Source organism: Actinoplanes sandaracinus, from assembly GCF_030009775.1.
GTDB lineage: Bacteria > Actinomycetota > Actinomycetes > Mycobacteriales > Micromonosporaceae > Actinoplanes > Actinoplanes sandaracinus.
On sequence record NZ_JASCTH010000011.1, the window covers coordinates 103,218 to 128,545 of the forward strand.

A 25,328-nucleotide genomic window follows, 5' to 3' on the forward strand; every position below is an offset into this window, starting at 1 on the left:
GGGTGACATTGCGATCCGGTCAAAACCGCACCTCGCCCCCGTCGTTCTGATAGGACAGTACTAAGATGTCCGCGACCTCGCTGATTGCCAGCTGGCAGTCAGCGAGGTAGCAGAATGACACTCGTTCGCTACCGAACGTCACCACACACTTCGACGATGAAGGACTCATGACCGACGGTGACTCGCCGATCATCGCGCGCCGACGCGTGCGACTCGCGCTCCGTGAGGCGCGGGACAGGGCCGGGCTCACCCAGAATCAGGTCGCTGAGGAGATGGAGTGGTCGCTCAGCAAGGTGATCCGGATCGAGAACGGGGATGTCAGCATCTCCCCGAACGATCTGCGTCTACTGCTGGGCTTTCTCGGTGTCAAGGACCGGGCCGTGGTCGCCGACCTGCTCGCCGCCGCTCGCATTGCCCGCACCCGCCGAGGTCAGGCATGGTATCAGGCTGCCGAATTCCGGGACAGCCTCACCGATAGCATGCGTAAACTGATCGAGTACGAGAGCGAAGCTACAGAGATCCGCTCCTACTCCATCTATTGCGTGCCGGGTTATCTCCAGACTCCTGCCTACTCCGAAGCACTGATGTCCAGGTATGAGGACGAGATCTCTGAGGAATTGCGCACGAGGCGGATCGAGGCGCGGAACAGGCGGCGCGACGCGCTCCAGGGCAGGGACGTGGCGTTCCTGCTCATGGTCGACGAGTCGGTCCTCCGGCGCATGATCGGCGGACCGGCGGTCTTCGCGGAGCAGTTGCGGCACTTGAGTGAGGCCGTGGAGCGAGGTGTCCTCCGAATCCGGATGGTGCCGTTCTCGCTCGACTCCTCGATCACCACGAACGCCAGCTTCGATCTGCTTGAGATAGGCCAGAGCGAGGTGCTCTACCGGGAAACCGGCTTTAACGACGAAATGGTTGAGGACCGGGAGACGGTCGCGAAACACCGCGCTCGGTACGACCGGGAATGGCAAGAGGTCGCGGATGAGACGGACACGATCCAATACATCGAGCGGCAAATAAAAGAACTGGAACGTGCCATCACCGAACGGCCATCCAGGTAGATCGGTTAACAAAAATATCAGCAAGATATTCGAAGGGTCTCCGATGGTTGAGATGAACGTAGCCGCATGGCGGAAGAGCAGCCGCTGCGGAACGTCGAACTGTGTCGAGGTCGCGAAGGTCGACGATCAGTACCTGATCCGCGACTCGAAGAACCCTGAGGCGCCTGCTCTGGCCTTCACTCCGGCCGAGTGGGACGCCTTCGTGGAGGGCGTGGCCGCGGGCGAGTTCCGCTTCTGAAGTCGTCGGCCCGCCCGCCCTGCAAGGCACTTCTCAGGCAGGGCGGGCCGGTCCAAAGTACTCGCAAAATACATTTATAGTGATTAATTGACGCCGCATAGCTCGCATTCCGCGAGATAAGCGGCATTTTCTCTTTTTCATTCATGTTCGTGCCCGGCCACGTCGGCGTCGTTCGCATACCGTGGATTCCGAACCGTCACGGAGGTGCACACACATGATCAAACCGACGGAAGAGCAAGACTGGCGTCGAAGTAGGCGATGCTCGACCGGCGCCTGTGTGGAGGTCGCCCGGACCACGGACCGGTTCCTGGTCCGTGACTCCAAGAACCTCGACACCGCACCGCTCGCCTTCACTCGGCAGCAGTGGACAGCGTTCGTGGCAGGAGTCAAGGCCGGAGACTTCGGTTTCTGATGACTCACCTTCCTCCGGAGCACCCGGGTGTCGCGGGCCGAGCGCGGCATACTGCACTGGTGGACGGCAAACTGGGTGCCACCGAGACCGACCGCTTCGCCACGCTGCACGAGGCGGCCGACATCCTGCTGGACGAGCTCACCGATCGCTACCTCGTGGAGCGCCGCGAGAGCAAGGAACCGCTCGGGCTCGACGACGCGCTCGTGCGGACTGTCCGGCTCATCCCCCGCATGCCCACCGCCGCGCCGATGGCGGTCCATTTCACTGACCCAGGCCTGATGCTGCGGTTCGGCCGCTGGTGGGCGGAGTCGCTGCCGGTCTGCCCCTGCGACACCTGCGCCGAGGATCCGGAGATCCTGGCCGGGCGACTGCGGACCTACGCCGGCGCTCTCGTCGAGGGCGGGCTGTGGGAACGCGTACGCCGCGGGTTGAGTGGGTCCTGGTTCGAGACCAGGCTGATCGGCACCGGATTGAAATCCGACCGGGAAGGTCCGCTCTCCGCAGCCGGTGCACGGGACGCCCGGCGCGGCGGTTTCGCCGCGGCGATCCAGTGGGCGCCCTGGCAGCTTCGTTTCCGGTAACCGGGTGACGCTGGGGAACCGGCCGCGGCCGGCTGCCCAGCGCCGTCCGCAGGCAGCCGGCGGCCGCCGGCCTCGCCGACGCCTCCTCCGGATTCTGATGCGCACCGGGATTTCTCGATACCGTGGGGTGCTGAAACCGCTCTCACAGTCCCCCGGAGTCATCGTTTGAGCACGGTCGAGACAGCGGACCTGCGGGCCACCACCCGGTCGGTCTACGTCACCTTCATCTTCCTCGGCGTCGCCATGGCCAGCTTCGCCGCCCGCATTCCCCAGATTCGCGACCAACTCGGCCTCACTCCCTCCGAGCTGGGGCTGGTGCTGCTCGCCATCGCGGCCGGCTCCATCACCTCGCTGCCCCTGGCCGGGCACCTGGTTCACCGCTTCGGCTCCCGCGCCATGGTCGGCACGATGGCGGTCGTGCTCGGCGGAGCCCTCGCGGCCGTGGCGATCGGCTACACGTCCGGCGTCGTGGCCGTGGTCATCGCGCTCTACATCTACGGCTTCGCCACCGGCGCGTGGGACGTCGCCATGAATGTGCAGGCCGCCGTGGTGGAGCGCCACCTCGGCCGGTCGATCATGTCCCGCTTCCATGCCGGCTACAGCATCGGCACGGTCGCCGGCGCGGTCGCCGGCGCCGGGGCGGTCAAGATCGGCCTGTCGGTGACCGTCCACGTGGTCATCGCCTGCGTGCTGGTCACCGCCGCGGTGGTCCCCGCGGTCCGCTGGTTCATGCGGGACGAATCGTCCCAGGACGTCTTCTCCCCCGACGGCGGCAAGGGCGGCGCGCTGGCCGCCTGGCGGGAGCCCCGCACCCTGCTGATCGGCCTGTTCGTGCTGGCCTTCGCACTCACCGAGGGCGCCGGCATCGACTGGATCAGCATCGCCCTGATCGACGACTACGGCACCGAGGCCTCCACCGGCACGCTGGGCTTCGCGCTGTTCCTGGCCGCGATGACGGTCGGCCGCTGGTACGGCCCCAACCTGCTGGACCGTTACGGCCGCGTACCAGTGCTCCGGACCTTGGCCGTGACCGGCCTCGCCGGCCTGCTGATCTTCGTCTTCGGCCCGTCCGCGCCGGTCGCCTTCGCCGGCGCCATGCTCTGGGGCCTGGGCGCCTCGCTCGGATTCCCGGTCGGCATGAGCGCCGCCGCCGATGAGCCCGGCAAGGCCCCGGCCCGGGTCGGCGTGGTCGCCTCGATCGGGTACTGCGCCTTCCTCGGCGGCCCGCCCCTGATCGGGTTTCTCGGCGACCACTTCACGGTGTCCCGCGGCCTGCTCGCGGTGGCGATGCTGCTGGTGCTGTCGATCGCGCTGACCCCCGCGCTGCGGGCGCCCCGCTGACGCCGGCGACTTGATGGGGTACGGGTCGCGTGGAGAGGCCGCTCGCGCCGATCCTCAAACGTGGGCTGACGAAGGCGGTCGCCGAAAGGAACAGCTTTACCGACCGGTCCGGAAAACGGCAGCCCACTGAAGCTTCCGTCCCCGAAACTGCTCCTCCACCTGCCGAGCGATCTGAGTGGTGGATATTTCATTCCACATTGAAGATTTTGGGCAACGACCGCTCGTCGTACAGCCGCTCATGGCGCAGTCGAGACGTCAGCCATCCTCAGGCGTCCAGCCTCCTGATCGGTGGCCGTGGGCACCCTCGGCGAGATCAATCCCGTCTTGCTTCTCCATCCATTGTCGGTAGTATCTCCATGTTTTTGCCTGCAACGGGGAGGAAGACCTACATGCGAAGGAAGATGACGGCCGGTGCCTTAATGACGCTGGCCTTTCTGATTCCGGCGGCACCGGTGATGGCTCAAGCTGAGCCGGCCGCGCCCAGCAAGGCGTGCCAAACGGTCGAGCGCAAGGTGTACAAGGATATCCGCGAGCTTGTCACCATCGATCTGGACACCGCCAACGATGCGGAGGTCCGGGTTTTGGGCTACCGGATCCTGGAGGCGGCAAACGCCGAATCGTTGCCCGTATTGCCTGGCGCACTCGAGGACCGGCTGAAGGGCACCGAGGGCGACCTGCGGGCATTCCTCAAGGCCGACATGCAAAAGGCCTGGTCACTAGCACTGCGGGTCGTGGTGACCCGCACGTTGACGGACGCCGGCGCCAACGTGGAGGCGGCCGCGAAAAAGGTGCTCGCATCCGGGACCATCGCTGCCTACCTGGCTTATCTGAACGATGGCCTGTACGCCGAACGTGCGCTTGACTGCGCGTCTCAGCCCACACCGAGCGTCACGCCCAGCGCCACGACGACCGTTGCACCGAAGCCTTCTTCCTCCGCCAGCATCGGCGCCTCCGGCACCTCCTCCGCCAGCCCGAGTGCCCCCGGCACTTCCTCCGCCAGCCCGAGCGCCACCGACGGCGGCGAGGGCGGTGGGCTGCCCGTGACCGGTGCCAGCACCGGGGCCGTGGCCGGCATCGGCGGTGCGCTTCTGCTCCTCGGCGGCGCCGGCTACCTGATCGGACGCCGACGCCGTTCCCGCTTCGTGGCATAGCTGACTGATCGCGTCCGGCTCGATGCTTCGTCGAGCCGGGCGCGATCAGCGCTGTGCTTGGTGGGCCCGACCGCACTCACTCCGCACGATCTACGGCACACCTGGACCAGGCAGCCATCCGGGGTGCGGACCACATGCGGACCGCGGGCTCTCCGGACGCCGTCGTCGAGCCGTCGGCCTCCGCATCACTAGACCAACGGAGATCGCTGATCTAGCTGCGCGGATATCCGCTGAGCTGCCAAAACGCTTGCCAAGATCTGACAGCGTTCCGCCCCCGCTACGGATTTCGTGGCTGTACACCGATCAGACATCACACTCCAGACATAGACGGACTTCGGACGATGCACTAGCCCCACGTGGGCGAGCTGCCCAACATTGACCGAAACGTTCCGGTCAAGCACCTGGAGGCGGTTCGTGAGTATCGTCGGCCCTCTGCTTGCTCTCGCCGGCGTCCTCATCGGCGCTGTGCTGTCCTACGTGTTCTCGCTGCAGGGCGAGAGGAGACGGGAGCGGTGGGCACTCAACCGTGAGTGGCGAGAGCGCCGCCTGCAGACCTACAGCGCCTACGTCGCAGACGTCAAACGGATGAAGAGCATCGCGGCGCGCATCGCGGCAGATGTGGGACTCGACGATCAGGCTCCTCCGTTGGCCAGAGATGCTGGCAAGGATCTACTTGCTGAAGCGAACATGGCGCGGGGGAACTCGTTCGAAACCCTCGCCCTGATCGCCGACCGAGAACTTGTAGAGGCGGCCAGGGCGCTGAACCGTGCGGTGTGGCGTTTGGAGTGGTTCGCCAGAGGCCTCTTGGACGACGAAGATGCCGATGGTTGGCACCTGGCGACGCGTGACTACTACCAGGCGATGAACCTTCTCCACGAGCTTGCTCGACATGAACTCGGCGTGACTGGCACGTTCTCTCCCCGAGCAGCGGAAGGATCGCCGCGCGAGCAGTACGAGAAGGAGCGGCGAACCAGGGCGCTGCGGGATCAGCCAGCTCTCGCCATTCCGTCCGCCGCCGATCCCACTGCCCGCGAACGGGCCTGACCATCCTCGGGTAGCTGGTATCCCTACCGCCGGAACGCTACGGCGGGAAGGAACCAACACCCGGAGGGAACTGGCCGGCGCGCCGGCCGATGCCGCCAGCAGGCCGAGCGCGACCGGCCCGTGCCGCGCTCGCGCGGCGCCTTGATCCAGAAAAACAACTCGAGCCTCGGCAGCCATGACCCTGGACGTGTACGCAAACCTCTTCGACGACGACCTGGACCAGGTCGCGGATCGCCTCTACCAGGCAGCCACGCGGGGTGCGGACTATATGCGGAGTGAGGGCTCTCCGGGCACCGTCACAGACCTGGGCAAAAGAAGAAGCCCAGGTCTGCGACCTGGACTTTCCCATTGATCCGCCTGACGGAATCGAACCGTCGACCTACGCTTTCCAATCCAGAGCCTTCCGGGCTTGTCGCCTGTCGTCAATATACCCGTTGACCTGCACAGACATGGCCGCCAACTGATCAACGCTTGCCACTGATGATTGACGCTTGGCACGGGTTTTCGGGGGGTAAATGAGGGACACGTGACGGCAACCGACCCCTACCGCACCGGGCATCAGCCTGGGTTGGTGCCCTGCCGGGGCACGTAACAGAACTACAACAACGCAGCGTGAGTGATCGGTTTCTGACCGTGGAAGTGCACCTACAGGCTTCCCGTCGCACCGCGCGGTCGCGTCTCGAGCTTTTGGATGGAATTTTCGGGGTCGGTATCAGAGGTTCTCTGGAGTCTTGCATCCGCTTCCTGTGTCTCTTTGCCGAATCGCCCCGGATAGCGTTGGGCTAGTTGCCGGAACAGCCTGAGGGACTCGCTGGCACCCTTCATGGCAGCCTCGTGGTTGCCGAGTTTCCGGTTGATGGAGCTGAGTTGGCCTAGCGTCCACGCCAGCGCCGTGTGCGGCTGATCGAGGTGGCGTTTCGCTGCCAGCCGGAGCGCTTCGATGGTTCCTTCGACGTAGCCACGGAGCCGTTCTTGCTGGCCCAGAGCCACATACATGGTGCCGAGGTTGGTGAGTGCGCGGGCGTAGTCGGGCTGGTGGGCGTCAGGGTGCGCGGCGGCCAGGTCCCGCCACAGGGCGACCGCTTCTTGGCCGGTGGTGAGCGCATCGTCGTAACGGCCTAGCGACGACAGGCTGACCCCGAGATTGGTGAGTGCGTTGGCGTAGGAGGGCTGGTGGGCGTCAGGGTGCGCGGCGGCCAGGTCCCGCCACAAGGCGACCGCTTCTTGGCCGGTGGTGAGCGCATCGTCGTGACGGCCCAGCGACCACAGGCTGACCCCGAGGCTGATGAGCGCGCGGGCGTAGTCGGGCTGGTGGGCGTCAGGGTGCGCGGCGGCCAGGTCCCGCCACAAGGCGACCGCCTCTCGGTGAGCGGCGAGGGCATCGTCATGGCGACCCAGCGACGACAGGCTGCCCCCGAGGCTGTTGAGTGCGTTGGCGTAGGAGGGCTGGTGGGCGTCAGGATGCGCGGCGGCCAGGTCCCGCCACAAGGCGACCGCCTCTCGGTGAGCGGCGAGCGCGTCGTCATGGCGACCCAGCGACCGCAGGCTGGTCCCGAGGTTGGTGAGTTCGTTGGCGTAGTAGGGCTGGTGGGCGTCGGAGTGCGCGGCAGCCAGGTCCCGCCACAAGGCGACCGCTTCTTGGCCGGTGGTGAGCGCATCGTCGTGGCGACCCAGCGACCACAGGCTGACCCCGAGGCTGGTGAGCGCGTTGGCGTAGGAAGGCTGGTGGGCGTCGGAGTGCGCGGCGGCCAGGTCCCGCCACAAGGCGACCGCCTCTCGGTGAACGGCGAGCGCGTCGTCATGGCGACCCAGCGACAACAGGCTGTCCCCGAGGCTGATGAGCGCGTTGGCGGAGTCGGGCTGGTAGGCGTCAGGATGCGCGGCGGCCAGGTCCCGCCACAAGGCGACCGCTTCTTGGCCGGTGGTGAGCGCATCGTCGTGGCGACCCAGCGACCGCAGGCTGCCCCCGAGATTGGTGAGCGCACGGGCGTAGTCGGGCTGGTGGGCGTCAGGATGCGCGGCGGCCAGGTCCCGCCACAAGGCGACCGCCTCTCGGTGAGCGGCGAGCGCGTCGTCATGGCGACCCAGCGACCACAGGCTGCCCCCGAGATTGGTGAGCGCACGGGCGTAGTCGGGCTGGTGGGCGTCGGAGTGCGCGACGGCCAGGTCCCGCCACAAGGCGACCGCCTCTCGATCCGTGGTGAGGGCATCGTCGTGACGGCCCCGCGACTCCAGGCTGGCCCCGAGGCTGGTGAGCGCACGAGCGTAGGAAGGCTGGTGGGCATCAGGATGCGCGACGGCCAGGTCCCGCCACAAGGCGACCGCCTCTCGATCGGTGGTGAGGGCACCGTCGTGACGGCCCAGCGACCGCAGGCTGGCGCCGAGGCTGGTGAGTGCGCGGGCATAGTCGCTGGGGAACTGGGTGAGCGGTCGGAGCAGGTCAATGGCTTTGTAGCTAGCGGAAAGCGCCTGCTCATACCGGCCGAGTCCGCGAAGCGCTTGAGCCATTCGGATCCGCGAGCGCCCTGACCGTACCCCTCGTTCAATATCGGACAGTGCCTGGCCGAGGCTCCTGATGGAGGCGCTCGCCCGCTCGGCGCTGCTGATCGCTTCCTCGTACCGGCGAGCTTGATTCAGCCGACGGCTGTGTTCGATGAGGAGATCGACCTCTAGCGCGTCCGTTCTGTTCGGGTCCGCCACAGCGGTCAGGACATGGCCTACCACGGCGACCGACGTCGTCAGCAGTGATTGTGTCTGGTAAGGCAGTCCGGCGTGCAGAGCCTGCCACGTCGCCGGGCTCAAATTCACCTCGCTGACCAGGTGGGCCAGTGGCTGATCGAGCCACGGTGAGGTGCTGACCGCGATGTTGAAGGCCACAGCGAGCCGATCGCGCGGGTTTCTGGCCACGATCGCGGCGTAGGCCACCGATGCCGAAGCGACGTGCCCGGACGCTCTGGCCAGGAACGTCAGTACCTCACGCAGGCGCTGCGGCGACTGGTCAATCGCCGCTGAGACGGCAGTTGTGACGTCGGGGTCCTCTGCGATTGCAGTAGCGATCAAGTATTCGGCTGCCCACCCTGGCAGACGCGGATCGAGGTAGTCACCAGCATTCGGATACAGCCTGTGTAACCATGCGGCCACCCGCCTGACCCGGCCAGCCGGTTCATCACGCAACCGCGGCAGCCTTCGCAGCAGCAGATCCGCGCTCCTCTGGTCGGCCGCACCGAAAAGTGCCGCCAGCACCACCACTGCACGCCGCGACGAGAACGACAAGACATCCGCGCCTACCAACTTGTCGGCCTTCGGTCGCCACACGAACTCATCTTCGACAGCGAGCAGTTCCCGCATTGCCTGCCCGACATCAACCACATTTTCGGAGGGTCGGCTTCGCTGCGCGACGAGCAGCGCAGCACAGTGCAGCAGAATCAAGGGCGTCGTGCGGGTCACGCCGTGTACGACCACCTGTGGTTTCCGCCTACCGGCCTGCTCGGCGAACGCCCGCATCGCTGCCTGCAACACCCCGATCTGCGCGGGTTCCGAACCGCCGAGCGGACCCAATACGGTCATGCCGTCGGCCAGAACCGTGTCTGGCCACCGCTGCGCCTCGGCTACTGACGCCCACCAACGGTCCGAATCGCGCGCCACGACCAATACCCGCACCATCGGGGTCGCCACGGCGGCCACAGTGCTCAACAAGGCCGCCACATCCTGCGGCGAAACCATCTCGTCGTCTGCGACGATCAACACTCGGTCCTCGGACTCCGTGGCCACCGCGACGGCGGACTCACCCTGACCGGCACGTAACCAGCCCACCCGCCACCCCTGCCGGACAGCCCGCCGCCCGACCTGGACCGCCAGCCGGGTCTTGCCGCTGCCCGTACCGCCGGTTATCCGCCACGCATTGCCTCGCCCGTTCTCCAACCACGCCTCGATATCGGTCAGCGATGCGTCCCGCCGGTGATCAAACGGCACCACCTGGCGTGCCGGATCAAGCAGACCGATCACCGAGTCCGATGCGGAGGATGTCTCCGGTAAGTCTACGAAAGCCCTGTTCCACGCCGCTGCTCGACGGCGTTGCTCCAAGAACTGCTCTACCCGCCGGCCAACCACGAGAACGATTCCGGCGCCACCAGCAGCCACCGGTATCCCGACCCACCATTCCGAGATGTACTCGACCGATGCACCCGCAGCGGCTCCCACCAGTACCGACCCCACCACCAACGGGTCACGAAGCCTGGCGAGCAGATTGCGTCCCTTCATACGGGCCATGGCACTATCCTCGCGGCTGAGAACCTCCGGCCGCACCCCATCGCCTGTCACCGACGGTCACCGCTTTACCGGGGTTTCGGAGGGTAGCGAGGGCCATACCGGCGCACGGGGCCGTCCGGCGGCGCCTCAGCCTCGGTCAGGGTGGCCAGTTTGGGCTCCCACCGGACTTCGAGGGTGCGGGCCACCAGGTGGTTGCCCGGGTCGACGAGGGTGAACGCGCGTTCGGCCCGCTCGGCTTCGTAGCGGGCGCGCTTCGCGCTTGCGGCATAGCCATACGAAAGCCTCGGACACGTGTCCGAGGCTTTCGTGTCTCTCAAGGTCGCTCCGCGCCTAGGGCGCGACCGTCCCCCGTGTCGCATCCGGAGCAGCGCCACGCGGATCCGGCCGACGTTCGTCGGCTCCTGGCGGAAGCGGAGCAGATTCACCGCGGCGACAGCACGGCTGACTGAACCCGTCCCCCGACTGGTCAGATCAGGGTCAGGCGAAGGGCCATATCCACGGCTTCGCCGGGGGCACTGCCCCCAAACTGCCCCCAACACGGAGCGTTACCGGTATTCGATCTCCAGAAAGCAGAAACCCCAGGCCATTTGACCTGGGGTTTCCCTTTGAGCCGCCTGACGGAATCGAACCGTCGACCTACGCATTACGAGTGCGTCGCTCTAGCCGACTGAGCTAAGGCGGCAACGCCACGAAGTCTACTGCATAGACGGACACCGTCTCATCGGGGGAGGATCGTTCGGTGGCCATCGTTCCCCGACAGCGTTCTGCCGAGTCCGAGGCGAGTGAGCCGAATCGGCCAGGCAGCCTCGATCCACAGGAACTCGGGTTCACCCGGAAAGGGCCGATCGGCTGGCTGGCGCCGCTGCTGTTGCTCAGCACCGGCCTGCGGACGCTGCTGCACATCCTCTTCGGGGCCTACCTGGACAAGCGTGAACTCCAGAACGCGCTGGACGGTGACATCTTCGACCACTCGACGACGGCCACCGGCGAGCTGTGGCTCGACTATGTGGCCGACCTCGGGGACGGGTTCGACGCCACCTATTCGGTGGCCTACCTGCTGGCGCAGGCGGAACTGGAGGTGGACGGCGAGCGCCTGCCCCGGGGGCGGCTGCTGCTGATGGGCGGCGATCAGGTCTATCCGCTGGCCAGTGGCGACGGCTACGAGAACCGGATGAAGGGCCCCTATCGCGCGGCCTTGCCGGAGGCCCCGGCCGGAGCGCCGCGGCCGACGCTTTTCGCACTTCCCGGAAACCATGACTGGTACGACGGTCTGACGGCCTTTCTGCGGCTGTTCGCCCGGCGTAAGGACGGGCACATCGGCGGCTGGCGGACCGAGCAGCGGCGGTCGTACTTCGCGGTCAAGCTGCCGGCGAACTGGTGGCTTTTCGGGGTGGACGAGCAGTTCGGGGCGTACATCGACGATCCGCAGTTGCTGTATTTCGAGAAGGCGGCCGAGCTGGTCGGGCCGGATGACCGGATCATCCTGATGACGCCGTCGCCGACCTGGGTGAAGGCCCGGGAGAACCCGGACGCGTACGACGCGATCGACTACTTCATCCGCACCATCCTGGCACCGACCCAGGCGCACGTACGGGTGCTGGTCTCCGGGGACCTGCACCACTACGCGCGGTACTCCGGCGAGGACCGGGAACTGATCACCTGCGGTGGCGGTGGGGCGTACACGCTCGGCACGCAGAACCTGCCGGATCACCTCATGGTGCCGCCGAAGGAGTCGTTGAGCCGCAGCAGCAGCCGCAGCCGGCGCTACGAGCGCAAGGCCGCCTTCCCGGATCGGGCGATGTCGAAGCGGATGGGCTGGAGCGTCTTCCATCGGGTGCCTCGGCACAACGCCGGGTTCGCCACGATGCTCGGCATCACTCAGACGCTGACCATGCTCGCGATGGCGGGCGCGGCCAGCCAGGGCGGCAACATCCAGCGACTGTTCAGCATCCCGCTGGTCCTGATGCTGGTGCTGATCATGTTGGGTACGGTGCTGTTCGCGAAGCCGGTCGGGCGTGCCCGGCACCTGGTCTTCGGGGCGGCGCACGGGCTGAGCCAGATCGGGCTGGCGGTCGGCGGCACGTGGGTGTGGCTGCAGTTCCCGTTCCGGGACTGGCGGTGGCCGGGGCCGCTGGCGGTGGCCGCGCTGGCGTACGGCCCTCTGATCGCGATCGCCTCGACCCAGCTTCTCGCGCTGTACCTGCTGGTCGCCGCCCGGTTCGACGTGAATCTGAACGAGCTCTACGCCGGCCAGGGCATCGAGCACGCCAAGAGCTTCCTCCGAATGCACATCGATGCCGACGGCACGCTGACCATCCACCCCATCGGTGTCGACCGGATCTGCAAGGACTGGGAGGCCGACCCCGACGGCGACGCGCACGCGTCGTGGCTGCGGCCGCTGACACCGCTGACGGCCCGGCGCATCGAGCCGCCGATCACGGTGACCTGAGCGTCACCGATCGGCGCTCCTTCCCCGTGAGTGGAACAGCAGCGGCGCCAGGGAAGTGTCCACGTCGGAGGCGATCCATCCGGCTGTCGCCTTGGCCGGACAGGTCGTCAATCACTACGTGGGCGTTCCGCCTTCGTCGTAGCGCTCCTCGTGTGCCTGCCTCGGCCCACAGACCGAAGCCCGCGAGCAGGAACACCGGGAACCGTCGGCATCCAGACGCACCACGACCGAATCCTTCGGAACGCTGTGCGCCACCACTCGCCCGGGGCCATCGTCGGTCGTCACCCGGCTCCCGATCGACGGGGCGGAGGAGTGGTACGAGACGTACAGCGGGTGTTCGTACTTGAGGCAACACATCAGGCGGCCGCACGCGCCGGAGATGCGCAGCGGGTTGAGCGGCAGATCCTGCTCCTTCGCCATCCGGATGGTGACCGGCTCGAAGTCGGTCAGGAAGGTGGCACAGCAGAGATCACGGCCGCAGGAGCCGATGCCGCCCTGCACCCGGGCGGAGTCACGGGCGGAGAGCTGGCGCAGCTCGACCCGGCAGTGCAGGGTGGCGCCCAGGTCGCGGACCAGGGAGCGGAAGTCGACCCGGTGCGGGGCGGTGAAGTAGATCGTCGTGCGCGCGCCACCGTTGCCCGGCTGGTCCAGCACATGGTCGACGGCGACGACCTTCATCGGCAGCTCGTGCGCCTTGATCAGTTTCTTGGCGGCCACCTTGGCCTCGGCTTTACGTTTCCGCAGCATCTCGTCGCGGCGCAGGTCGTCGTCGTCCGCCAGGCCGGCGACCTTCGGAAAACCGGAGGTGTCCTCGTCGACCCATTGTGCCGCCCAGACGCACTCCGCCACCTCGGGGCCGTCGTCGGTCGGCACCAGCACGCGGTCGCCGACGGACGGGGTGAAACCGGCCGGATCGAGGTAGTAGAGGCGGCCGTACCGGTTGAAACTGACCGCGCACAACATGCCCATGCGATCAACACTACGACGGCAGGCAAGCCGTACCAAATGCCGGATTTGAACTACCCGCGAGGGTTGTCGCATAGATGCTGCGCAACCGGCCCAATCGACCCTCGTTGGCCAGTCCCGTAGAAGCCGCACGCCTCGAAAGGACTCCCCATGATCCCCGCCAGGTCGGTGGCCGCCAGTGTCGTCGCGCTCGGATTCGCGGGCACCATGACCGCACCGCTGCCGGCCTTCGCGGTGCCGGCCACGTGCGATCAGCCCGGGCACTATGCCGCCCAGTCGGGGGCCGAACTGCTCCGCATCGATCGGCTCGAACTCGGCCCGAAGGCCGGTGTCACCAACCGGAAAGGGGCCGCGGGCGAGGCCGCCTCAACCGACGCCACTTCAGCCGACGCCGCTCCCGGCGCCCCGGGCAAGCCCGGCGCTCCTCGCAAAAACCGCCCATCTGGTACGGCCGGAGCCCGCCCCGATTCGGGTGAGGTGATCAGCGGCTCCGCCTCGGACAAGGCGGCCGATGGCACCGACTCGGGAAGCGCCGGCGGCGGCTCCGCTTCGGGCACAGCCGATGATGAGGGCCGTGAGGGCGGTGGCACGGGCGGCCCTGACGGCACGGGCGGCACGGGCGGCTCCGGCGGCGAGGTGCCGGACCTTGACCAGGAGTACCGGGCGACCACGCTGCCCGTATGGGAGGACTCGACCGGCAGGCTGGGCGGCCCCTCCATCGATCAGAGCGACCCCGCCGACAGGAGAAGGGAAACCGTCCGCCACAGCGCCGCTGTCAACCACACCAACAGCGACGGCCACATCAACGGCATCGGCGAGCAGGGCCGCACGGCCGCTGGACGCGGCAAAGCTGTCGGCGCGGAGGGTCGCACGCTCGCTGAGCACGGCGAAACTGTCGGCGAGCAGGCTCGCACGGCCGGGGAACGAGACCAGGCCGCCCCCGCACGCGGTCGCATGCTCGCTGGGCACGGCGCGGCTGTCGGCGCGCAAGGGCGCACGGCCGCTGGGCGCGGCGAAGCCGTCAGCAAGCAGGGTGGCGGCGCCGGGGACGCGGCGATCGAGGGCGTCGGTCTCGGGGACGCGCGTAGCGTGCTGATCGCCGATGGCCCGATCAACTCGGCCGGCGCCGCCCGGATCTTGAACGGTCAGGTCGCCGGGTCCGCCGAGCGCAACGACCTGGTGGTCCAGCAAGCGCCGCCGGTCAACCCCAAGGCCGACGAGCGGCGCACCGGATCCAAGCGGTTCGGCCCGGTGAAGGTCGGCGACGGCAGCCTCAGTGCCCGCGCGATCTGGGCACACGGCACGGCCTGCGGATCAGCCGGCGGCGACACGTCCACGGCGACGGCCGAGATCAGCCGGCTCACGATCACCGGGGGTGGAAGCGGATCGCTGGTACGCGTACCGGAAAAGATCTCGAGCCGCAGCGGCACCGCCCTGCGTCTCCGCGGCGGAACATCGCAGTCGGTCGCCTCCGCGACGATCACGGCCGGACGGATCAGTCTGGTCGACAACGAGGTGCGCATCCGGGTGCTGCGGGCCCCGGAACTGCGGGCCACCATGACCGCCGACGGGCAGGGCCGGGTCGATTACCAGCCCGCCGTGGTCGAAGTCTCCGGCAAGAACGGCAAGCGGGCCCGCCTCGCTACACCAGGTGACCACATCGACATCACGCTGAGTGAGGGGATGCGTCCGCTGGAGTCGCTTCCGGCGAGCCTTGAGCCGATCAGTGAATTGCCGCTGCCGAACGTTCCGGGCCTTCCCTTCATCGGCGAACCGGAAACGACGCCCGCCTCTCCGCCCGCTCCCTCCGGCCGGCTTTCGCCCGCACGCCCGACAGCGCCCTCCCACGAACCTTCACCGTTGCATCCGGCAGCGCCCTCCCACGAATCCTCACCCGCACCTACGGCAGGGCCTTCCTCCGCATCCCCGCCTGCGCCCTCCCGCGGATCTTCGCCGGCGTCCTCACACGAGTACGCGCCCGGCTCGACTTTGCGGATCGCACTCGGTGACGCCCGGCAGGCGACCTCGGGGAAGGCCATCGCCGCCCGGGCCACCGCGATCCGCGTGACCGTGGTGCGCAATGCCGACAAAGGACAGACGCGCGTCGCCGACGGACCGTCCGGCCTGGTCGCTGACCTGGGCATCGGCATGCTGGCGGCCGCCGCAGTAGCCCCGTCCGGCGCCGACTCCGCCCACGGCGCCTCCCCTGCGGCCGCAGCCGGGGCAGGTGCAGGAACGGGAGAAGGGGTAACAGCGGGCAGTGCCAGCTTGCCGATCACCGGCCCGCGGGTGGTCTCCCTGTTCGCCACCGGCGCCAGCCTCGTGATCGGCGGCATCTGCGCGGTGGTCCTGGCCTCCCGCCGACGCCGCACGACCCGTGAGCCGTGAACCTTAGCCCAGACAGGTAACCCGACCCGCATTCCGCACCTCAACTACGGCCGGCCCACCGAGCGAGGTAACCGAGCGAGGCCCACTCCCTGATCTTGTTCGCGAGAACGGCACTCACGAACAAGCCAACACCCTCCGAGCCGTAGCCCAGGTAGGTCTTCCGACACCGATTCCACGCCTGAACCACGGCTGGGTCGTCAAGAGAGCAGCGGAAGCCTTCGAGCCGTAGCTCCGGTGGGCGATTCTGCGGGCGTATCACGTCTCAGCTACGGCTGGCTGTCGCGCAACCGGCGACAGCGGTCAGCTATCGCGACAACCGGATTTTGGCGACCTGCCCTCGTTGCGGAGGGCGCGGTCAGACGGGGAGCGGGTTCTGCAGGCCGGCGGAGTCGGCGAGGAGATCCTCGGCCTCGTCGTAGCTGCCGGCGATGGTGTGCAGCAGACGGGCACCGATCGCGGCGGCCGCGGCGGCACTGTCGGCAGGTGGATGGTCGCCGCCGAGGAGGGTGATCGCCTCGGCGGAGAGCATCACTTCGGCCAGGGTGCTCGTCAGTTCGCCACGGGCCCGGAGCATCCAGCCGGCCAGGGCGTCCGCTAGGTCGGCTGTCGCCTCCATCCGGCGGCCCAGGCTGTCGGGACCGCCGTTGAGGCGCTCGGCGGTGCTGCGGCGGGCCGTCTCATAAGCATCGGCGGCTTCTCCCGACCAATCGCCGGCCAGTGGGAGTGCGTCGGCGAGGTCGGCGTAGGCGCGGGCGTCGGCACGCAGTTCGGGACCGGCCTCCAGAATGGCCGTCGGGCGCAAGGCGGCTACCGCGCGGGCCGCATCGCCGGGAAGCAGGCGAATCCGGCGCAGTTCGCGCCAGACGTCATGGCCGCCAGGGGCGCCGATCGTGGAGAGCACCTCGTCGACGCGGCTCAACAGCGGGGTCCCGGCGGTGAGCAACTCGTCCAGGCGATCCATCAGAGGCCTCGCTCAATCCCGCAATGAACCGGGACATCACGACCACTGTTGGATCGGACGCGGCCGCCAGCACGAGAGTAGGCGCCAAAACGCGGGCAGACGCCGACACACGATCGGGCGCCCAGGCTCGGGCGCGGGCCGGAACGAGCGCGCACGCTCGGGAGCGAGCCGGAACCGACACCAAGTCTCGGAAGCGAACCGGAACCAGCACTCAGGCTCGGACGCGGGCCGGGACGGGCGCTCGGGCTCGGGTGGGGGCCGGGACGGGTGGGGTGGGGCATCAGAGGCCCCGCTGGAATCGGCGCCGGACCGTGTCGTCGGTGTCGGCGTAGTCGCGGGCACCAGCACGGACAGAACTGGCCATTTCGGTCAGCTTGGTGGAGGCGTCGGCGGCTTCGCGGGCGCGGGCGGCGAGCACCGCCGTCCAGCCGGCGTAGAGGGCGCGGCCGATCCGGCCGGGGCGGCCGGTGTCGTCGGCGCCGAAGTCGGAGGCGGCCGGCGACAGCTCTGGCAGTCGGCGGTCCATGATGGCCAGAGCCGTGGCGGCATGGTCGATCTGGTCAGCGAGACGATCCATGTCAGTGCCCCTCCAGCTTGCGGAACGATCCGAACACCTCACCGTGCAGTTTGTCGCGGGCCCAGCGGGCGGCCTCGGCGGCGCTGGTCACGACGGCGCGCATCTCCTGGGCGAACTCGGCCGGCTGCCGGTGGCGCAGGCCGCCGTGCAGTCGAACGTCCACAATGTCGCCCGCGGCGGTCACCACGACCTCGATCGACTGGTCCGGCGAGTGCACCGACACGGTGTGGGCTGCCACCGCCTTGTCGAAGTCGGCACGCAACGTCTCGATGTGCCGATATCGGTCGATCGCCTCGTCGATCCACGCCTCGTCGATCTCGCGGGCCATCCATGGCTCCTCACCGCGCGTCATCTCGCCGTCGCGTTCCGGATTGAGACCGTACCCGCTCAAACCACCGTCCCGCTACGGCGACACGTCCCCTGTGGATAACTCGGGAGGGCGCCACGGAGCGTCACATGCGGACCCGGAAGGGTTACCTTGAGTGATCAAGTCGCACCGGTGACGCCTTCTGTCGGTGGTCCGCAATACCATCGTCGGGTGAGTCCGCATGATGTCTTCTCGGAGCTGGTGGGCCAGGACAAGCCGGTCGAGACCCTGCGCCGGGCCGCCGCGGCGGCCGCCCGGATCATGGCCGGCGAGCCGGACCCTGGCGGGATGACCCATGCCTGGATCTTCACCGGCCCGCCCGGGTCGCGGCGCACGGTCGCGGCGCGGGCCTTCGCGGCCGCGTTGCAGTGTGAGCGCGGCGGGCGGGGCTGCGGCGAGTGCCACGGCTGCCACACCGCGCTCGTCGGCACTCACGCCGATGTGCACGTCGTGACGACCGAGGGTCTCAGCATCGGCGTCAAGGAGACCCGCATGCTGGTGCTGCGGGCGGCCAGTGCCCCGTCCGGCAGCCGGTGGCAGGTGGTGATCGTCGAGGACGCCGACCGTCTCGGCGAGCGGGCGAGCAACGCGCTGCTCAAGGCGATCGAGGAGCCTTCACCGCGGACGGTCTTCCTGCTCTGCACGCCGTCGGTCCATCCTGACGACATCATGGTGACGATCCGTTCGCGGTGTCGCGTGGTGTCGCTGGTCCAGCCTCCGGCGAGTGCCCTAGCCGAGATTCTCGTGCGGCGGCACGGCCTCGCGCCGGAGCAGGCCGACTGGGCGGCGGCAGCCGCGCAGGGCGACGTGGACCGGGCCCGGCAGCTCGCCGCGGATCCGGAGGCCCGCGATCGCCGTGACGAGGTGCTGTCCGTTCCGCGGCGGTTGACGAGCATCGGGGCGTGCTTCGACGCCGCGACGAAACTGGAGACGGCCTCGAAACAGGAGGCCGCGAACGCGGTGGCCGACCTCGATCTGGCCGAGCGGACGGCGCTGGAGCAGGCGCTCGGCGCGGGCGGCACGGGCAAGGGCTCGACCACGGCGATGCGCGGGGCGGCCGGGCAGTTGAAGGAGCTGGAGAAGAACCAGCGGATGCGGGCCACCCGCGCCCAGCGGGACGCGATCGACCGGGCACTCCAGGATCTGGTCGGCTTCTACCGGGACGTGCTGGTCACCTCGCTGGGCGCACCCGTCGCGATGGTGCACGGGGATCTCGCCGCGGTCTCGTCGGCGGCGGCCGGGAAATGGTCACCCGAGAGCACTCTGCGGCGGCTGGAAGCCGTTCTGGCATGTCGCGACGCGATCGACCGCAACGTGAAACCACAGGTTGCCCTGGAGGCGATGATGGTCACGCTCTGGCGTGGCTGACGACGGCACCGCCCAAGAGCAGCGTCACCCAACGACGGCGTCGCCCGACTGCGGCATCACCCGAGAGCGGCGCCGCCCGACGGCCGCACCGCCGGGCGACGCCGCTGGGAGCGGCGGGGGGGGGGGGGGGGGGGGGGGGGGGGGGGGGGCGGCCGGGCGCGGGGGAGGCGGGCGCCCCGCGGGGCGCCGCCGCTGGGAGCGGCGCCGCGATCGTGCCGGGGGGACGGTGCCGGCACGATCGCGGCGATTCTCAGCGCCGGCCGAGCAGGAACGTGTTCCGCAGGGCCTGGTACGCCGGCTTCGGCCGAAGCTCTTCATCGAACGGCGTGGCCGATCCCTCGCCGTCGAACCAGCCCGGCACCCATGAGTACCGGTCGGTGAAACCCCACAGGGTGTAGGACACGCAGTGCCGGGCCAGGAGACAGGCCTGGAGCAGGCTGGAGAAGCCCTGTGCCTGCGCCTGCACCTTGACCGGGTCGGCCGGCAGGATCATGCGTACGTCCACCTCGGTGAACGCGGTCTGCACGCCGAGCACGTCGAACCGCCGCACGTTCTCGGCGACGGTGTCCGGGAAGCCGTACTGCACGGCGAGGTGGCCCTGCATGCCGTAGCCGTGCACCGGAACACCTTCCGCCCGGAGACGCTTGACCAGCGCGTAGTAGGCGTCGCTCTTGGCGTTGACGCCTTCGTTGTTGTAGTCGTTGAGGTACAGCTTCGCCTTGGGGTCGGCCTCGTGCGCCCAGCGGAAGGCGTCGGCGATGTAGCCGGGGCCGAGCGCGCGCAGCCAGATGCTGTCGCGGAGGGTCCCGTCCTCATTGATCGCCTCGTTCACCACGTCCCAGTGCCAGATCCGGCCTTTGAAGTGCCGCACCTCGGTGTGAATGTGGTCGCGGAGGATCCGCCGCAGTTCGGCGGGGGTGAAGGCGTCCTCGGTGAGCCAGGACGGGTTCTGGTTGTGCCAGACCAGGGTGTGCCCGCGAACCGCTTGGCCGTTGGCGCGGGCGAAGTCGACCAGCCGGTCGGCGGCGGCCCAGTCGTACCGGCCCCGTTCCGGCTCGACGACCTGCCACTTCATCTCGTTCTCGGCGGTCACGGTGTCGAACTCGCGGGCCACGGCCGCCCGGTACGGCGCGTCGTCCGCGAGCGTCGACATGTCGACCGCGGTGCCGATCCGGACCCCGCTGCCGCGGGCCGCCGCCCGCAACGATGAGGTGTCGCCCTGTCCGGTGGCGGCCACGGCCGGCGCGGCGCCGCTCACGGCGGTGGCCAGAACCAGTGTCAGGACTGCCAGAACGCTGCGTCGCTCTCCCATGAGCCCTCCCGAAAGTTGCGATTTCAGGCGGGAACGCTAGGCGCACGAAACGATCGCCGTCAACCTGTCGTCATTGATGTCCATCATGGTGAATCAATGCTTGACGGCGGCATGTAGCCGTTCTACGTTACGGGAACTCGATCGTCCGATTTCCGAAACTTTCGGAGAGCCTATGTCGACTCGCCGTGAGATCCTGGCCCTGGCATCCGGCGCCGCGCTCACCGCCGCCGTCCACCCGGAGCCGGTCTTCGCCGACGGCCGCGACGACGGCTGGGTCGGCACGTGGGCGGCGGCGCCGACGACTGTTCCGCCCGGCACGCCGCTGGTGCTGGCCGACCAGACGGTGCGGCAGGTGGCGCACATCAGCGTGGGCGGTGATCAGGTGCGCCTCCGGCTCACGAACGAGTTCGGCGACACCCCGCTGCGGATCGGTGCGGTGCGCGTCGCGATCCGGGCCGGTGCCGGCGCGAGCACCGACGCCCGCCCCGGCACCGATCGCCGGGTCACCTTCGGTGGCCGCGCAGCGGTGACGGTGCCGGCGGGGGCGCCGCTGGTCAGCGATCCGGTCAGCCTTCCCGTGCCGGCCGGCGGTGATCTGCTGATCAGCATTCATCTGCCGGAGCGCACCCCGGTCACCACGCTGGCCGCCTTCGCGTTCCAGGAGAACGCCGTCGCGGCCGGCGACGTCACCGGAGACCGGCGGATCCGCCCCACCGCCACGGTCACGCAGTACCTCTTCCTGTCGGGGGTGAGCGTGCGCGGCGGCGGTGGAACGGTGGTCACTCTCGGGGACTCGATCACCAACGGAGCGAACACCAGGACGAACGCCAACCACCGGTGGCCGGATCATCTGGCGGCCCGGTTCCGGGAGGCACGCATCCCCCTCGGCGTGGCGAACGTGGGCGTCTCCGGCAACCGGCTGCTGCACGACCCGAATCCGCCGGCCGGCAGCCCGGCCGAGGCGTTCGCGGCGTACTTCGCGCAGAGCGCGCTGCGCCGCTTCGACCGGGACGTGACGGCTCAGCCGGGCGCCACCCACCTGGTGGTGTTGCTCGGGGTGAACGATCTCGGTCACCCGGGAACGGTCGCCCCGCTCGACGAGACGGTCGGGGCGGACGACCTGATCTGGGGGCACCGGCAGTTGATCGCCCGGGCCCGGCAGGCGGGCCTGCGGGCGTACGGCGCGACGGTCCTGCCGTTCAAGGGCGACACGCTCGGCTTCTACAGCCCGGAGAACGAGCGTAAGCGGTCCGCGCTGAACCAGTGGATCCGGAGTTCCGGCGAGTACGACGGGGTGATCGACTTCGACGCCGCGGTCCGGGACGCCTCCGATCCGCAACGGCTGGCCGCCGCGTACGACAGTGGCGACCACCTGCACCCGAACGACGCCGGGATGGCCGCGATGGCCGCCGCCGTACCGCTCAGGCTGTTTCGGAGGCCTTAGCGTCGGCGGTGAGCAGGCCCGCCAGCCGGGCGGTGACCGCCTCGGCGATCTCGTCGACGGGACGGGCGGCGTCCAGCACCAGGTAACGCTTGGGGTCTGAGGCCGCCAGGTCGAGGAAGGCGTACCGGACCCGTTCGTGGAACGCCCGGGACTCGCTCTCCAGCCGGTCGGTGCCCTCGCCGCGGTCGTCCACCCGGGTCAGGCCCACTCCGGGGTCGACGTCGAGCAGGACCACCAGGTCGGGCTTGAGGCCGCCGGTGGCCCACGCGGACAGCCAGGAGATCTCCTGGACCGGCAGGGTACGGCCGGCGCCCTGGTAGGCCAGCGACGAGTCGACATAGCGGTCGCTGATGACGACCGCTCCCCGGGACAGGGCGGGCCGGACCACCGTGGCGACGTGGTGTGCCCGGTCGGCGGCGTAGAGCAGCGCCTCGGCCCGCGCCGACGGCGCCTCGGTCTTGTCCAGGACCAGTGCGCGGATCCGGGCGCCGATGTCGGTGGCGCCGGGTTCGCGGGTGACCACCACGTCCCGGCCCTCGGTCTTGAGCGTGTCGGCGAGGCGGGTGACCTGGGTCGACTTGCCGGCGCCCTCGCCGCCTTCGAAGACCACGAAGACGCCGGAGCGGGTGAACGACTCGGGCGGGGAGAGCGGGCGGCCGCGCAGCGAGCCGATCAGGTCGGGCAGAACCGGCACGCCCGGCTTGTCGTCCATCTGGCGGAAGGAGCCGATGCCGACCCAGATGCCGATGGCGCCGGCCACCAGCAGCAGGATCCTGGTGGACGAGACGTCGAAGCCGACCGGCCCGAACTCGACCCGGCGGGAGCTGCCGAGACCGACCAGGATGCCGGCGCCGGCGATCGCCAGGAGCAGCACGGTCCGGACACCGATCTGCACGACGGCGAAGACCCGGCCCCGCAGCGCGTCCTCGATCTCGCCGTAGAGCAGCGTGGTGCCGGCCAGGAACGCCATGCCGGCGCCGGCGCCGACCAGCAGCGCCCCGACCAGGGCGATGGAGAGGTGGAAGGCCAGGCCGAGGAACATCACCGCGCCGCTGGCGAGCACGATGCTCATGCCGAACCAGCGGCGCCGGGACAGGTCCTTCACGATCATCGGGCCGAGCCCGATGCCGAGGGCGAGGCCCATGAAGATGACGCCGAACAGCAGGGAGAAGGCGGCTTCACCGGCCCCCAGCGATTTGGCGTAGGTCGGTGCCGCGCCGATCACGACGCCCCCGGCCGCGAAGGCGCCGAAGATGCCGAGCACCAGGCCCCGGACCATCGGGGTCTGGCCGATGAACTTCCACCCGTCGAGGAACTGGCGGCCCATGCTCTGTTCGGCGGCGACTTTCTTGCGTTCCTCGCTCTTGCCGCCGATCTCGCGGATGCCGAAGAACACGACGATCGCGGTGGCCAGCCGGGAGAGCGCGTTGATGTAGAGGGCGATCTGCACGGGTTGCGCCCAGGCCGGCAGCGACGCCCCCGACTGCTCCAGGCCGGCGGTGAGCGCGGCGAGCATCAGCGCGGCCAGGATCGGCGTGATCCCGTAGGTGGTGACCAGGGTGAGCTGGTTCGAGACCTCGATCTGCGATTTCGGGATCAGGTTCGGGACCGCGGCTTCCTTGGCCGGGATCCAGATCAGCGTGATCGACTCACCGATGACAGTGGCGACGAGGGCCCAGGTGACGGTCAGGGTCGGGGAGCCGCCGAGCAGCGGAACCAGCGGGATCGAGCCGTAGATGACGAACCGCAGCAGGTCGACGATGACCATCGTGTAGCGGCGGTCGAACCGGTCGGCGACGACGCCCGCGATCGGGCCGAGGATCAGGGCGGGCAGCAGGCGTACGGCGATGGTGCTGCCGAACGCCGCACCCTTGGCCGCTGTGTTCTCGAACTGAGCCTGGGCGAAGAGCGCGGTGGCCAGAAGGCCGATCCAGTCGCCGAAGGAGGCGCCCGCCAGCACCAGCCAGAGCCGGCGGAAGCCGCGGCGACGCAGGACGGAGCGAAGCGCCGCTATCCCGGAGAGGTCGACGGGCCCCGGGTCCTGGTGCATATCCGTGCTGATGGCCCTACCTCCCGTGGTCAGTGCTCGGAGCACTGTAACCGCTCGGTTCACCGACGTGGGGCAACCACGATCGGGTGGAGCAGAGATGAATGTCTTTCGTGTTAATCGAGTAAGGGATAACGTGCTCGCGTGCTCACTGACCGCATCGCCCTGCGCCGGCGGCTCGACCGGATCACCGGCCATCTCGAGACCCCGGTCGCGGTGATCGACCTGGCGGCCTTCGACGACAATGCGGACCGGCTGACCGCGCGGGCGGGCGGCAAGCCGATCCGGGTGGCGAGCAAGTCGGTGCGCTGCCGCGCCCTCCTGGAGCGGGTGCTCGCCCGGCCCGGCTGGCGCGGAGTGATGGCCTACACACTGCCCGAGGCGGTCTGGCTGGTGCGCTCCGGCGTGACCGATGACGTGCTGGTGGCCTACCCCACCACGGATCGGGCCGCGCTGCGAGAGGTCCTCTCGGACCCGGTTCTGACCGCGGCGATCACCATCATGGTGGACCATCCGTCCCAGCTCGACCTGGTCGATCAGGTCGTGCCCGGGGACGGGCGCCCGGCCGTACGCGTATGTATTGATCTTGATGCTTCCTGGCGGCCCGCCGGATCGCTGCACATCGGCGTGCGCCGGTCCCCCGTGCACTCGGCCGCGCAGGCCGGCGCTCTCGCCCGGGCCATCACCGCGAGAAGCGGATTCAAGCTCGTCGGGGTGATGTGTTATGAGGCACACATCGCCGGGCTCGGCGACGACCCGCCCGGCCGGGCACTGCGGGCCCGGGCCATCCGGATGATGCAGAGCCGCGCCTTCCCCGAACTGCGCGCGCGCCGGGCGGCCGCGGTCCGGGCGGTGAGCGCGCACGCCGAGCTGGAGTTCGTCAACGGCGGCGGGACCGGCAGCGTGGCCGCGACCAGCGCCGATCCGGCGGTCACCGAGGTCACCGCGGGCTCCGGTCTGTACGGCCCCATGCTCTTCGACTCCTACCGCAGCTGGCGTCCCACCCCGGCGGCGTTCTTCGCCCTCTCCGTGGTGCGCCGCCCGGCTCCCCGGATCGCCACCGTGCTGGGTGGCGGCTGGATCGCCTCCGGCACCGCGGAGACGTCCCGCCTGCCCGTCCCGTGGCTGCCCGAGGGCCTGCGGTTGAAGGCCGACGAGGGCGCGGGCGAGGTGCAGACCCCGCTACTGGGCACGGCCGCCGAGAAGTTGCGGCCGGGTGACCGGGTGTGGTTCCGGCACGCCAAGGCCGGCGAGCTGTGCGAGCACGTCAACGAGCTTCAACTGGTCGACGGCGAGTCAGCCGCGCCGGCCCTCACGTACCGCGGAGAAGGCCGTGCGTTCCTGGGGTAGACGAA

The 25,328-nt window shown here is 69.0% G+C and carries 20 protein-coding genes and 1 tRNA gene; 12 read left to right on the forward strand and 9 right to left on the reverse strand.

The window, feature by feature from the left end; genetic code table 11:
* Nucleotides 1-167 precede the first annotated feature (167 nt).
* From QLQ12_RS18280 to QLQ12_RS18310, 7 genes are all read left to right on the forward strand, one after another.
* Entirely contained in the window at nucleotides 168-1,058 is an 891-nt protein-coding gene (locus QLQ12_RS18280; RefSeq protein ID WP_282761393.1) for a helix-turn-helix domain-containing protein, read from the forward strand.
* Between the two features lie 43 nt (nucleotides 1,059-1,101).
* Nucleotides 1,102-1,296 carry a DUF397 domain-containing protein gene (locus QLQ12_RS18285; protein ID WP_282761394.1) on the forward strand — a complete coding sequence of 65 codons (195 nt, stop codon included), beginning with the start codon at nucleotides 1,102-1,104 and terminating at the stop codon, nucleotides 1,294-1,296.
* 214 nt (nucleotides 1,297-1,510) lie between these two features.
* The gene (locus QLQ12_RS18290) at nucleotides 1,511-1,708 is read left to right on the forward strand and encodes a DUF397 domain-containing protein (RefSeq protein ID WP_282761395.1); all 198 of its coding nucleotides are present in this window, start codon (nucleotides 1,511-1,513) and stop codon (nucleotides 1,706-1,708) included.
* A gap of 59 nt (nucleotides 1,709-1,767) precedes the next feature.
* Nucleotides 1,768-2,289, forward strand: coding sequence for a DUF6226 family protein (locus QLQ12_RS18295; RefSeq protein ID WP_282761396.1), 522 nt, complete (start codon nucleotides 1,768-1,770; stop codon nucleotides 2,287-2,289).
* Nucleotides 2,290-2,454: 165 nt separating this feature from the next.
* Complete coding sequence (locus QLQ12_RS18300) at nucleotides 2,455-3,630, forward strand: MFS transporter (protein ID WP_282761397.1); 1,176 nt, start codon at nucleotides 2,455-2,457, stop codon at nucleotides 3,628-3,630.
* A gap of 389 nt (nucleotides 3,631-4,019) precedes the next feature.
* On the forward strand, nucleotides 4,020-4,781 hold the full coding sequence (locus QLQ12_RS18305) for an LPXTG cell wall anchor domain-containing protein (protein WP_282761398.1): 762 nt from the start codon (nucleotides 4,020-4,022) through the stop codon (nucleotides 4,779-4,781).
* Between the two features lie 414 nt (nucleotides 4,782-5,195).
* Nucleotides 5,196-5,825 carry a hypothetical protein gene (locus tag QLQ12_RS18310; RefSeq protein WP_282761399.1) on the forward strand — a complete coding sequence of 210 codons (630 nt, stop codon included), beginning with the start codon at nucleotides 5,196-5,198 and terminating at the stop codon, nucleotides 5,823-5,825.
* Between the two features lie 645 nt (nucleotides 5,826-6,470).
* Here the strand turns inward: QLQ12_RS18310 and QLQ12_RS18315 are convergent.
* The 3 genes from QLQ12_RS18315 to QLQ12_RS18325 all read right to left on the reverse strand — a co-directional run bounded on the left by QLQ12_RS18315 (nucleotide 6,471) and on the right by QLQ12_RS18325 (nucleotide 10,776).
* Nucleotides 6,471-10,094, reverse strand: coding sequence for a tetratricopeptide repeat protein (locus QLQ12_RS18315; RefSeq protein ID WP_282761400.1), 3,624 nt, complete (start codon nucleotides 10,092-10,094; stop codon nucleotides 6,471-6,473).
* Nucleotides 10,095-10,159: 65 nt separating this feature from the next.
* On the reverse strand, nucleotides 10,160-10,411 hold the full coding sequence (locus QLQ12_RS18320; protein WP_282761401.1) for a hypothetical protein: 252 nt from the start codon (nucleotides 10,409-10,411) through the stop codon (nucleotides 10,160-10,162).
* Between the two features lie 291 nt (nucleotides 10,412-10,702).
* Nucleotides 10,703-10,776, reverse strand: a tRNA-Thr gene (locus tag QLQ12_RS18325).
* A gap of 57 nt (nucleotides 10,777-10,833) precedes the next feature.
* On the opposite strand from QLQ12_RS18325, the gene QLQ12_RS18330 reads away from it, so the two are divergent.
* A complete protein-coding gene (locus tag QLQ12_RS18330) occupies nucleotides 10,834-12,543 on the forward strand; it encodes a metallophosphoesterase (RefSeq protein ID WP_282761402.1) in 1,710 nt (569 codons plus the stop codon).
* A gap of 114 nt (nucleotides 12,544-12,657) precedes the next feature.
* On the opposite strand, the gene QLQ12_RS18335 is transcribed toward QLQ12_RS18330, so the two are convergent.
* Nucleotides 12,658-13,512: a PSP1 domain-containing protein gene (locus QLQ12_RS18335; RefSeq protein ID WP_282761403.1), complete on the reverse strand. Its 855-nt coding sequence runs from the start codon at nucleotides 13,510-13,512 to the stop codon at nucleotides 12,658-12,660.
* Nucleotides 13,513-13,659: 147 nt separating this feature from the next.
* Here QLQ12_RS18335 and QLQ12_RS18340 point away from each other — a divergent pair, with 147 nt between their 5' ends.
* On the forward strand, nucleotides 13,660-15,897 hold the full coding sequence (locus tag QLQ12_RS18340; protein ID WP_282761404.1) for a hypothetical protein: 2,238 nt from the start codon (nucleotides 13,660-13,662) through the stop codon (nucleotides 15,895-15,897).
* 355 nt (nucleotides 15,898-16,252) lie between these two features.
* Here QLQ12_RS18340 and QLQ12_RS18345 read toward each other — a convergent pair whose 3' ends face one another.
* The 3 genes from QLQ12_RS18345 to QLQ12_RS18355 form a co-directional block, all read right to left on the reverse strand.
* Complete coding sequence (locus QLQ12_RS18345; protein WP_282761405.1) at nucleotides 16,253-16,858, reverse strand: hypothetical protein; 606 nt, start codon at nucleotides 16,856-16,858, stop codon at nucleotides 16,253-16,255.
* A gap of 280 nt (nucleotides 16,859-17,138) precedes the next feature.
* The gene (locus QLQ12_RS18350) at nucleotides 17,139-17,435 is read right to left on the reverse strand and encodes a hypothetical protein (protein ID WP_282761406.1); all 297 of its coding nucleotides are present in this window, start codon (nucleotides 17,433-17,435) and stop codon (nucleotides 17,139-17,141) included.
* A 1-nt stretch (nucleotide 17,436) separates the two neighbouring features.
* Nucleotides 17,437-17,763: a YbaB/EbfC family DNA-binding protein gene (locus QLQ12_RS18355; protein ID WP_282761407.1), complete on the reverse strand. Its 327-nt coding sequence runs from the start codon at nucleotides 17,761-17,763 to the stop codon at nucleotides 17,437-17,439.
* A gap of 210 nt (nucleotides 17,764-17,973) precedes the next feature.
* Between QLQ12_RS18355 and QLQ12_RS18360 the strand changes: the two genes are divergently transcribed.
* Complete coding sequence (locus QLQ12_RS18360) at nucleotides 17,974-19,170, forward strand: DNA polymerase III subunit delta' (RefSeq protein ID WP_282761408.1); 1,197 nt, start codon at nucleotides 17,974-17,976, stop codon at nucleotides 19,168-19,170.
* 250 nt (nucleotides 19,171-19,420) lie between these two features.
* Here QLQ12_RS18360 and QLQ12_RS18365 read toward each other — a convergent pair whose 3' ends face one another.
* A complete protein-coding gene (locus tag QLQ12_RS18365; protein WP_282761409.1) occupies nucleotides 19,421-20,482 on the reverse strand; it encodes an endo-1,4-beta-xylanase in 1,062 nt (353 codons plus the stop codon).
* Between the two features lie 172 nt (nucleotides 20,483-20,654).
* On the opposite strand from QLQ12_RS18365, the gene QLQ12_RS18370 reads away from it, so the two are divergent.
* Nucleotides 20,655-21,926 carry an SGNH/GDSL hydrolase family protein gene (locus QLQ12_RS18370; RefSeq protein ID WP_282761410.1) on the forward strand — a complete coding sequence of 424 codons (1,272 nt, stop codon included), beginning with the start codon at nucleotides 20,655-20,657 and terminating at the stop codon, nucleotides 21,924-21,926.
* Here the strand turns inward: QLQ12_RS18370 and tmk are convergent.
* Entirely contained in the window at nucleotides 21,904-23,976 is a 2,073-nt protein-coding gene (tmk, locus tag QLQ12_RS18375) for a dTMP kinase (RefSeq protein WP_282761411.1), read from the reverse strand. The genes QLQ12_RS18370 and tmk overlap by 23 nt on opposite strands.
* Nucleotides 23,977-24,117: 141 nt before the next feature.
* Here tmk and QLQ12_RS18380 point away from each other — a divergent pair, with 141 nt between their 5' ends.
* Entirely contained in the window at nucleotides 24,118-25,323 is a 1,206-nt protein-coding gene (locus QLQ12_RS18380) for an amino acid deaminase/aldolase (protein ID WP_282761412.1), read from the forward strand.
* Nucleotides 25,324-25,328: the final 5 nt, after the last annotated feature.

Excerpts from the sequence above, each read along its gene's own strand:
- QLQ12_RS18350 (WP_282761406.1), bottom strand. The coding sequence starts at position 17,435 with ATGGATCGTCTCGCTGACCAGATCGACCATGCCGCCACGGCTCTGGCC.
- QLQ12_RS18290 (WP_282761395.1), top strand. The coding sequence starts at position 1,511 with ATGATCAAACCGACGGAAGAGCAAGACTGGCGTCGAAGTAGGCGATGC.
- QLQ12_RS18335 (WP_282761403.1), bottom strand. The coding sequence starts at position 13,512 with ATGGGCATGTTGTGCGCGGTCAGTTTCAACCGGTACGGCCGCCTCTAC.
- QLQ12_RS18370 (WP_282761410.1), top strand. The coding sequence starts at position 20,655 with ATGTCGACTCGCCGTGAGATCCTGGCCCTGGCATCCGGCGCCGCGCTC.
- tmk (WP_282761411.1), bottom strand. The coding sequence starts at position 23,976 with ATGCACCAGGACCCGGGGCCCGTCGACCTCTCCGGGATAGCGGCGCTT.
- QLQ12_RS18340 (WP_282761404.1), top strand. The coding sequence starts at position 13,660 with ATGATCCCCGCCAGGTCGGTGGCCGCCAGTGTCGTCGCGCTCGGATTC.
- QLQ12_RS18365 (WP_282761409.1), bottom strand. The coding sequence starts at position 20,482 with ATGGGAGAGCGACGCAGCGTTCTGGCAGTCCTGACACTGGTTCTGGCC.
- QLQ12_RS18345 (WP_282761405.1), bottom strand. The coding sequence starts at position 16,858 with ATGGATCGCCTGGACGAGTTGCTCACCGCCGGGACCCCGCTGTTGAGC.
- QLQ12_RS18285 (WP_282761394.1), top strand. The coding sequence starts at position 1,102 with ATGGTTGAGATGAACGTAGCCGCATGGCGGAAGAGCAGCCGCTGCGGA.
- QLQ12_RS18355 (WP_282761407.1), bottom strand. The coding sequence starts at position 17,763 with ATGGCCCGCGAGATCGACGAGGCGTGGATCGACGAGGCGATCGACCGA.
- QLQ12_RS18315 (WP_282761400.1), bottom strand. The coding sequence starts at position 10,094 with ATGGCCCGTATGAAGGGACGCAATCTGCTCGCCAGGCTTCGTGACCCG.
- QLQ12_RS18280 (WP_282761393.1), top strand. The coding sequence starts at position 168 with ATGACCGACGGTGACTCGCCGATCATCGCGCGCCGACGCGTGCGACTC.
- QLQ12_RS18305 (WP_282761398.1), top strand. The coding sequence starts at position 4,020 with ATGCGAAGGAAGATGACGGCCGGTGCCTTAATGACGCTGGCCTTTCTG.